Annotated in this window: 10 protein-coding genes and 1 pseudogene; 5 read left to right on the top strand and 6 right to left on the bottom strand. The window is 63.9% G+C overall.

The window, feature by feature from the left end:
• Positions 1–1,088 precede the first annotated feature (1,088 nt).
• The 3 genes from AC30NL_RS04245 to AC30NL_RS04235 all read right to left on the bottom strand — a co-directional run bounded on the left by AC30NL_RS04245 (position 1,089) and on the right by AC30NL_RS04235 (position 3,052).
• On the bottom strand, positions 1,089–1,286 hold the full coding sequence (locus AC30NL_RS04245; RefSeq protein ID WP_489462764.1) for a hypothetical protein: 198 nt from the start codon (positions 1,284–1,286) through the stop codon (positions 1,089–1,091).
• A 150-nt stretch (positions 1,287–1,436) separates the two neighbouring features.
• A complete protein-coding gene (locus tag AC30NL_RS04240) occupies positions 1,437–2,561 on the bottom strand; it encodes a DNA topoisomerase IB (protein WP_489462763.1) in 1,125 nt (374 codons plus the stop codon).
• Positions 2,562–2,602: 41 nt separating this feature from the next.
• Positions 2,603–3,052: a DUF4142 domain-containing protein gene (locus tag AC30NL_RS04235; protein WP_489462762.1), complete on the bottom strand. Its 450-nt coding sequence runs from the start codon at positions 3,050–3,052 to the stop codon at positions 2,603–2,605.
• Here AC30NL_RS04235 and AC30NL_RS04230 point away from each other — a divergent pair.
• Entirely contained in the window at positions 3,051–3,305 is a 255-nt protein-coding gene (locus tag AC30NL_RS04230; RefSeq protein WP_489462761.1) for a hypothetical protein, read from the top strand. The genes AC30NL_RS04235 and AC30NL_RS04230 overlap by 2 nt on opposite strands.
• An 85-nt stretch (positions 3,306–3,390) precedes the next feature.
• Here the strand turns inward: AC30NL_RS04230 and AC30NL_RS04225 are convergent, their stop codons facing one another.
• Positions 3,391–3,843 (bottom strand): ferritin-like domain-containing protein, encoded by a 453-nt coding sequence (locus tag AC30NL_RS04225; protein ID WP_489462760.1) that lies wholly within the window; start codon positions 3,841–3,843, stop codon positions 3,391–3,393.
• A gap of 129 nt (positions 3,844–3,972) precedes the next feature.
• Here AC30NL_RS04225 and AC30NL_RS04220 point away from each other — a divergent pair, with 129 nt between their 5' ends.
• Together AC30NL_RS04220 and AC30NL_RS04215 are read left to right on the top strand one after the other, a co-directional pair.
• Entirely contained in the window at positions 3,973–5,163 is a 1,191-nt protein-coding gene (locus tag AC30NL_RS04220; protein ID WP_489462759.1) for a glycosyltransferase, read from the top strand.
• The gene (locus AC30NL_RS04215; RefSeq protein ID WP_489462758.1) at positions 5,160–6,032 is read left to right on the top strand and encodes a DUF2334 domain-containing protein; all 873 of its coding nucleotides are present in this window, start codon (positions 5,160–5,162) and stop codon (positions 6,030–6,032) included. The genes AC30NL_RS04220 and AC30NL_RS04215 overlap by 4 nt, the downstream gene beginning before the upstream one ends.
• Here AC30NL_RS04215 and AC30NL_RS04210 read toward each other — a convergent pair.
• Both AC30NL_RS04210 and AC30NL_RS04205 read right to left on the bottom strand, forming a co-directional pair.
• Positions 5,937–6,488 carry a phosphatase PAP2 family protein gene (locus AC30NL_RS04210; protein WP_489462757.1) on the bottom strand — a complete coding sequence of 184 codons (552 nt, stop codon included), beginning with the start codon at positions 6,486–6,488 and terminating at the stop codon, positions 5,937–5,939. The two genes, AC30NL_RS04215 and AC30NL_RS04210, sit on opposite strands and share 96 nt — an antisense overlap.
• The gene (locus tag AC30NL_RS04205) at positions 6,478–7,644 is read right to left on the bottom strand and encodes a glycosyltransferase family 4 protein (RefSeq protein ID WP_489462756.1); all 1,167 of its coding nucleotides are present in this window, start codon (positions 7,642–7,644) and stop codon (positions 6,478–6,480) included. Before AC30NL_RS04205 ends, AC30NL_RS04210 begins: the two co-directional genes overlap by 11 nt.
• A 139-nt stretch (positions 7,645–7,783) precedes the next feature.
• Between AC30NL_RS04205 and AC30NL_RS04200 the strand changes: the two are divergent.
• Together AC30NL_RS04200 and AC30NL_RS04195 are read left to right on the top strand one after the other, a co-directional pair.
• Positions 7,784–7,934: pseudogene (locus tag AC30NL_RS04200) on the top strand (IS6 family transposase); the annotation flags it as partial.
• A gap of 847 nt (positions 7,935–8,781) precedes the next feature.
• Positions 8,782–8,965 (top strand): hypothetical protein (locus tag AC30NL_RS04195; RefSeq protein ID WP_489462755.1); only part of this gene is annotated, 184 nt, incomplete at its 3' end.

Genomic DNA, 8,965 nt, shown 5'->3' with positions numbered 1-8,965 from the left:
CATGCTCATGCTCATGCTCGAGGGCATCGAGGTCAAACGCCAGCTAAAGCGATATTGCCGTGCGAGCAAACATCGCGAATCCCGGCCAACCCTCCCCTTCGTTCGCCTGTGCAGCGCTTCGCCTTCGCCTATTGAGCGACGCCGGCCGATGGCACCATGCGTGCACTGGGCCTTCTTGGCCAAGGTCAAACAATCGGCCCTAGGCGGTGGGCCACCCTAACAGGAGTTCCCAAATGAGGCCTTCACGCGCATCCGCCAACCCCCATTCCCCGGAACAAAACAGTCCGCCCCAAAGCCCGACGCAGCGACCGGCTGGCTCCAGTACCGTGCGCACGGTGCCGGATCTGCCGCATCGAAGCACTGCACCGGAAGAGTCATCGGTCGCACCGCGGCTGGCAATGCCGCCACTCGCCGGCGATAGCAACGCACACTACGCGCGCCGCCTGCATAGCAACACGGGGCTCACCTTGGCGGAGATCAGCATGCTTTCAGGCACCGATGTGCCACCGCAGCGGCACACCGGCGAGACCAACCCAGCCTACGCGCGCAGCCTGCATCTCAACACGGGGCTCATGAGGCAGGAGGATCCGGAGTTCGACGAGGAGGCAATTCGCGCCCAAATGCGCAGATTTCACGCCGCCCCCTACAACAGGCCGACACCAATCCTCGACCGGCGCTCGCCCGAGGAAATTGCCAGAACGCGGGAAACTCACCAGAGCCGGCGCATCTGGGCGCTCAGTGACCTGCACGAGCTCTTGGACCAAGTGGGCAGTTCGGGTGGACCAGAAGATCAGCAAAGACAGGAAAGAGCCAGGAGCTATGTTCCGCGCCTGGAGGCTGCCATGGCCGATATCCTCATATTTCGCGAACAGGAGGGAACTCCTGAGGGCCAAGCTGCGCTGGACCGCTTTCGCGAGGCGGCTTGGGCCATAGCGGAAGCCGCTGAGGACGAGCACCGTCTCGATTCCCCCGACAGTCAGCTTCTCACGCGCGACTACAACAATATCTTCGAGGCCTTGCGCACAATGTTCGCTCGGTTCCTGCTCACGAGGAGGGGTTTCACACGTAGGCCCGGCCGAGGTCATCCCTCAAGGCTTCTTTCCGCCTGGCATAGGCGCCTGAGACAAGTCGTCCGCCAATGTGTCGAGCGATGCGCCCGGATCCTCCTCGCCGGCGACCGATTCTTCAGGAGGATTCAGCGGGGCCTTCGGTGGAGCCTTCTTCGCAGGTGTCGCACCGGGACGTGGCTCGCGCGACTTGTCAGGTGAAGATGATGTGTTCGACATGTCGATCTCCTAAGTCGTCATCATTTGAATGCGCTCGACTGAGATGCTGAGAGTATTTCGGTCATGCCCGCTCATCACACCAAAAGCCCCCTGCTCGTCGTTCCAAACGCTCGCCATAGCAACGAGCTATGGCTGCGCTTTGGGCCTGGATCAGGTGCCTCTTGACGTGCTGCTCGGACACGCTCGAAATACTCTCTGCCTCTGAGGTTTCAAGAACTCGAGCAGTTCCGCTTCCGCATGCGACAAGCCCGCACGCCGACGTGGTGGCGGCGCCGATTCATCATCCCCCTCCCACTCCCTCGACGCCAGCTCCAGCACACTCGGATGCACATAGGCCTTGCGACACACCGCCACCGTGTTGCCCAGCCGCGCCGCCACCTCGCCCAATATCTCCTTCGCACTGCGGCGCAGCCCGCCACCGGCCAACGGCGCCTTCACAAGTTCCAGCGCATGGACCGTGCCGTGCCAGGTGCGAAAGTCCTTGGCGGTGACGTCCGCGCCGCTGGCCTTGCGCAAATAGTCGTTCACGTCGCTCGACCCGATGCAGCGCACAAGGCCCGCCTCGTCCTCGTACTCGAAAAGCTCCTGTCCCGGCATCGCCTGGCAGCGTCGCACGATCCGCGCCACGCGAGGGTCGTCCACTGACACCTCGTGCGCGATGCCGTGCTTGCCCTTGAACCGCAACTGCAGCGTCGTGCCCCGCACGTTCGCATGCCGGTTGCGCAAGGTGGTGAGTCCAAACGATCCATTCGCGCGTGCGTATTCGTCGTTGCCGACGCGCACAAGTGTCGTGTCAAGCAGCCGCACCAATGCCGCGAGCACCGATTCGCGCGCTGGTCGTTCACGCACTCTCTGGTCGAGGTCGCGATGCACGCGTCGTCGGATGCGCGGCAACACCGCGCCGAACTGGAGCATGCGGCTGAACTTGTCTGCGTCACGCGCGACCCGCCATTCGGAGTGATACCGGTACTGCTTGCGACCACGCGCATCGCGCCCAGTGGCCTGCAAATGGCCGTTGGGTTTCGGGCAAATCCACACATCGGTGTAGGCCGGCGGTATCGCAAGCTTGCGGATTCGATCGAGTTGCGCCTTGTCCCGCAGGGGCTTGCCATCCGGCAATCGGTACGAAAAGCTGTCGCCGCGTCGAACACGTCGGATACCGGGCAACTCATCGCTCACATACACGAGGCCCGCAGGCGTCGAGTCGTCTTGCTGCGAAGAACCTTCTTTTGAGATCGACGCGCGCCGCGCATGCCCCGCCGACTTGGCGGACATGCGCGGCGAGGTGGTCCGCGTGGCGGTGCCACCTTGGGCATTCACCCCTTCGTCGGCAGCTTCTCAGCGGCGGCCATGTGTTTCTTCAAGGTTGGCAGCGAAGACTCGGCGAAGTTCTTCACGTCATCGGCCTGGGCCGTCTTGCTCGCCTTCTCGAAGTCGGCAATGTCGCGGTGGTGGTCCTTGATGCCAACGATCTTCACGAACTGCTTGTCGAACTCCGGGCCTGACAGATTCGCGAGCAAGTCGATTTCCTTCTTCTTGTCGGCAGGCAGCGATGCCGCCAGTGCCACGTTATGGCTGCTGGCGATCTGCCGCAACTTGTCGTTGGCTGCGCTGTGGTCGGCGACGAGCATCTGCGCATACGACTTCACTTCCGGACTGCTCGCCTTGTCGGCGGCGAGCTTGGCGACTTCGACCTCGAACTGCCCGCCTTGGGCCGCATTGGTCACGAACTGCATATCCGCTGGCGCGAGCGGCGCGCTCGACATGGCCGATCCTGTGCCGCTGGTAGTGGCCGCACCGGACATGCTCGGGGAGTTGTCGGCGGCAGTCGTTCCGGGTGAGGGCACCGTGGACGCGACCGGCGGTGAGGTCGTGTCGGTGGTCGAGGGCGAAGGCGAAGGTGCAGTAGACGCGGTCTTCCCTGCGGTGTCTGTCCGCATGCTGCCGTCGCCACCGCGGTCGCAAGCCGATAGCGCGAGCACCGCGGCCATGGCAATCATCGTCAAGCTCATGCGATGAGGGGTCGAGTTCATTCTCAGTCCTCCTGGGGCTGTCAACCAGAAAAAGAAAGCAGACAAGTAAAGGCTGCTGAAGCTTCTACAGATCAGGTGCTGGCTCTCGCGCGGTCGCGCAAGGCCTTGATCTGATCGTGGTTGCGCTGCACACCGAGTTCCTGGCGCTGCACCAGCGCCATCAAGACCTCCGGCAGATCCTGCTTCAGGGCCTTGCGATATCGGGCCAACGCTGCGTCTTCGCCACGCTCGCATTCGTCGAGCATCGCCTGGTCGGAGAAACCGACCAGCGAACCCCGAACCGCCACCCAGCCGCGGTGCAACGCGCCGCTCGTGCTTCCGCCTTGGTCGGGCTTGCCGCCGTACTGAATGACATAGGGTTGCAGTTCAGACGCCGCCGTCTTGCACTCTGCCGCCCGCTGCAGGAAGAGTGTCCGCAGTTCGGCGGATGTCGTGTGCTTGGCGCAGGCGTTGAAGCCATATTCGCCATCCTTGCAGGTCTCGATGAGGTCATTCAGGGTGTCGACAATGTCGTCGTTGGACATGATGGGTTCCTTTCGTGAACAAGATCGTGGCCGCGAAGTGGCCCACGTCCCGGAGGATGCGGGCAGATAACGTGCCCGTGCGGCTCGGCACCCGCTTCCCACGGGTACGTCGATTGCCCCACCGCCGGAATGACGCCTCCTCTTTCGCCCGCAGGCGGCCCCCATCTCGTCGACGCCACCATGTTCTGGAGCGCCACCGGGGGGGGCGTGCGTCGCTATCTGCTAGCCAAGCATGCGTGGCTGGCGCGGCACACCGCGTGGCAACACACGATCGCGGCGCCGGTGGTCGACCAGCCAGGCATGGCCGCCCTGCCATCGGTGTCGCTGCCAGGCTCCGGCGGCGGCTACAGGCTGCCGATTCGGCGACGTGCACTCGCGCAGACGCTTGAATCGCTGCAGCCCGACCTCATCGAAGCCGGCGACCCATATCGGCTGGCCTGGGCCTCGCTCGATGCAGCGCACGCACGGCACATTCCAGCGGTGGCGTTTTGCCACTCCAACCTTGAGCTGCTCGCAGCCACCCTGGCCGGTCCGCGGCTCGCCCGTGTCGCGATGCGGACAGCAAGGCGCTACGTGCGCCGTCTGTATAGCCATTTCGATCTCGTGCTTGCACCCAGCGAAGTAATGCGGCTGCGTCTTCTCGACTGCGGCCTCGACCGCGTGGCGTGCCAACCCTTGGGTGTCGACACGCAAGTTTTCCATCCCGCCCGATCGAGCGCGATGTGGCGCAACCAGCTCGGCTTGTCCCCCGCGACACGCCTGTTGGTCTATGCCGGACGCTTCGCCTCTGAGAAGCATCTGGACGTGCTCGTCGAGGCCGTTCGCAAACTCGGCGCCCCATATGTCTTGCTCGCCATCGGCACAGGCCCGATGCCGCCCAGCGGCGACCGGGTGCTGGTGCGCCCCTACGAGTCCGACCCGATGGCACTGGCCCGCATGCTCGCAAGCGCGGACGTGTTCGTGCATGCCGGCGACCAGGAGACCTTCGGCTTGGCGGTGCTCGAAGCCATGGCCTGTGGCACACCCGTGGTCGCACGCGCCGCCGAAGGCTTGGCCGAGCTGGTTGACGACAATGTGGGTGCTGCGGTGCAAGACGATCTGCCACAGAGTTATGTCGATGCGATCTCCAACCTCTTCATGCACGACCGCAATGGCGCGTCGCGCCGAGCCCGCGAACGTGCCGAGGCCTACGACTGGAACCAGCTTCTACCGATCCTGCTGACGCATTACCGGCAACTGCTGCATAACGGCCCCCGAGATCGCGACGCTTTTCCTGATTCGGCGCTTCCGCATTCGCGCCCGGCGAGCCTGTCCCAATGAGACGTTCGCTGTGTGTCGTGCTGCATGACGTGGCAAGCGCCACTCTGCCGGCGTGCATGCGAACCATTCAGGCGATACGCGAAGTGGCCGACGTTCCCATCACCTTGCTTGCCGTGCCGCGCTACCACTGCGAGCCGAGTTCGGCCACCTTTGGTTCGTGGCTGCGCGCGCGCAGCCTGGACGGCGACGAAGTGGCGCTGCATGGCTACACGCACGTGGACGACGGCGTGCCCCGCAACTTCGTCGACAGGTTGCGCCGACGGCACTACACGCGCGGTGAAGGCGAGTTCTGCGACCTGTCGCTGACCGAGGCGACGCAACGCATCACCGCCGGCGTGCACTGGTTCAAAAAGGAGGGCCTGACGCTGCACGGCTTCGTCGCGCCGGCGTGGCTGATGAGCGAAGGCACCTGGGAAGCCTTGCGCTGGGCAAACCTGCGCTACACCTGCACGATCCGCCGCTTGGTGCTGCTGCCTGAGCGCCGCGGCCTCACGAGCCAGAGCATCGTCTACAGCACCTCGAGCTCGTGGCGCAGGCAGGCCTCGGTCGGCTGGAACGCGGCAGTGGCGGCAACGCTCAAGTCGAATCCGCTCGTGAGGCTGGAACTGCACCCGCGCGACGCGGAGCATGCAACAGTTCGCCGGTCATGGCAGCATGTGCTCGAAAAGCACCTGGCCGACCGGACACCGGCAACGCTTGCAGCAGTGGCCGAGCAGTTCCGCATCGAAACCGACTGGGATTCGCTCGGCAACGGCGTCGACATCGATCTGGGCTCAGAAGATCACGAGGAAGAACTTCGCCGTCACGACAGCGATCGCCGCACCGATGGCGACGTCAGTCGGGTAATGCAAACCGAGCACCACACGTGACAGCGCAATGAGCGCGGTGAAGCTCCACAACTCCGGGGCGAAGGCCGGATAGAAGTGCGACAGCAGCATGCTGAACGCCACGGCGTGCATGGTGTGTCCGCTCGGGAAAGAGTACTCGTCCAGCGATCTTGCGCAGGCCTTGATGTCGGGGCAATTCACGTAAGGCCGCTGCCGCGCGACGTGTTGCTTGAGCGCCTTGTAGAAGACCAGGTTCACGGCACCCAGCGCGATCATGTAGAGCGCGACCTTCTTGCCCATCACGCCGCCGATGACAGGCAGCGCGCCGACGAGCGCGTACCAGATGACACCGTCGCCCAGCCAACTGATCCCGATGAGAAACAGCACCACCGAAGGAATGCCCGCCGCACCGTGCATCCACACGGCGATCGCACGTTCACGCACCGCCCAGTGGCGCAACCGCTCCTGGCGAAGGCGACGCCGTTCTTCAAGCAGCAACGGTGGCCCCGCTCATGGCATGGGGCGAATGCAACATCGCCGTTTCTGCCAGCAGGAATTCGAAGCGGCTCAGCACGTCCGACCAGTTGGCCTCAAGTGCCGCACGCCGTGCTTGCGCGCGCACGGCACCCAGGTGACGGTGCTGCAACGCGAGGTTGCACGCCGCCGCGATGAAGGCCTCCTCTTCGCCGACCGGCGCCAAGAGACCATTGCCGCAATCGTCTACGTGATCGGCTGCCGCAGCGGTGTCGAAGGCGATCACAGGCAGGCCTGAGGCCAGCGCCTCGAGCGTCACGTTGCCGAAGGTCTCCGACGTACTCGGAAAAAGAAAGAGGTCAGCCGATGCGTAGTAGCGCGCAAGCTCCTCTCCACGCAAGGCTCCGACGAAAAGTGCCGCAGGAAATTCCTCTTCCAGCCGGCGCCGCAAGGGCCCCTCGCCTACCAACACCATGGTTGCCTCAGGCATGAGCAGGCGCACCGATTCGAAGGCGCACAAGGCCAGCGACACGTTCTTTTCGGCCGCAAGCCGGCCGACGTAGAGCAGCATCGGTCCGTCTCGCACGCCCAGCAATTTGCGCAGAGCCGGCGAGCGCTTTTCAGGCCTGAAGAGCACGGTGTCGACACCACGACCGACGACGTCGACCCGCGCGAAGCCGTTGCGACTCAACTGAATTCGAGTGGCGTCGCTAGGAACGAAAGTGCGCTGCCCGTGGTTGTGAAAGCGGCGCAGGTAGTCATACACCACGGGCGAGAACCAGCCCAAACCGTAGTAGCGGCTGTATTCGTGAAAGTTGGTTCGGAAGTCCGATGTGAACGGCACCTTCAGGGCCCGGGCCGCACGCAGCGCCGCCCACCCCAGCGGCCCCTCCGTCGCGGCGTGCACGATCTCGGGCCGGGTGCGTTCGAATCGCCGGCGCAGCGTGGCCGCCGAGGCAAGGCCGATGCGCATATCCGGGTACACCGGAATCGGGCAACCCATGGTGAGCAACTCGTCGGTGGAAACGACAGCCGTTTCCGCAGCCTGTCGCGGCCGGATGAGGTCGACCTCGTGGCCGCGGGCACGCAAATGCCGCACAGCGCGCTCGACGGTCAAGGACACGCCGTTCAACTCGGGCGGATAAGTTTCTGTCACGTATGTGATGCGCACGGCAGTCATTCGAAGTGGTCATTGGTATGGCTTCATTCAGCAAACCATGTACCCAATCAACGGACTCGAGAACAGAGAACCAGAATGAAAGGGGGCCACGCTGCAGCGCCACCGAACTGGCTCTGTCGCATTGACGGTTTCGGCGCGAATCGATGATGGGTCCCGCTGCCCATCCCAAGTTGAAACGTCGACGTTTCGCAAGGTGCTCAAGCGCCTGCACTATCCGCCGGATGTGATGCTGGTGTGCGTGCGCTGGTACGCGGGCCTACCCGTTGAGCCTGCGCAACCTGGAAGAAATTCAAGTACGGGATTTCGGTGCGTCGTCGCGACAAAATTTCGTGCCGACAACGTTCACTTCGCGTTCCAGACAGGCTGCGAGGGGATCCGCTTTAGGCTCGGATGAGCCGGCTCGACCGCTTGCCGCCCTTTCCTCCTGAACGCGCGTCCCAACGATGATTTCTCGCCTTACGCCGTTTTCCGCCCGCAACGGCGACCCCACTGTTGTGCCTTCGACGAGCGGGCATGAGGTGTCCGCCACACACCTCGCGCCCACGGTCGCCCGACATTTCGCTGGCCGCCACCTCGCGCGGCAAAGGCAGCAAGAAAACGCCTTTCTTACGCTAAGGACATGGCCCAAAAGAATTTCCCGTTTTGGGCCATGTCCTAAGCACCGTCGTTGCCCATGATTCGCATCCTCTTTTTCGATCCGGCTTGCAGCAGGTCTTACGACCCGGACGTTTTGCGTGATCGGCCTTTGGGCGGGACGGAAGGCACTGTGGGGTTTCGCGAAGCGCCGTGGGCTTTCCTTGGCGAAGGGGACGGTATCGCGGACGACCCCGTGCCATCGGAGATCACGCGCTGGAGGCAAGCCATCGAGTCGCCGAAGGGCTCGCTACCCTGGAGGAAGTCGCCCAGGTCGGATCGCACCCATTCGCCAGATGTACCCGAACGCGGCGCTCTTCTTCTGGGCGCACGCGCTGGCAGCCTACGGTGTCCTATTCGACGCCGGCAGTGCCGTGGAGCGCAGCGATCTGTATTGAGCCGCGCACTCGGACTCTCCGACGGCTCAAGCCCCGACACGCATGCCACACACGAGGAGTGCAGACGCTCCGTGCCAAGCCTTTCCTGCTCCACCCGAACGACGACATGCCAGACATCCCAGTTTCCCGATTGACGCGAATCGATTGGGGCGGTGCTGCCCCTTTGCACGATGCGCAGGAGCCGTTGGCGGTGCCGTCGCCTGCGCGGGCGGCTCGGCAGGGGCCGTCGCAGCTTGCAGTGCGCACCAGTACAAGCGACGTACCGCGCTCGCGTCGAGAATTGCTCGACT

Source organism: Rhizobacter sp. (genome assembly GCA_021153565.1).
Lineage (GTDB): Bacteria > Pseudomonadota > Gammaproteobacteria > Burkholderiales > Burkholderiaceae_C > Albitalea.
The sequence above is the reverse complement of the archived record's forward strand: the minus strand, read 5'-3'. Positions and strand labels throughout refer to the sequence as shown.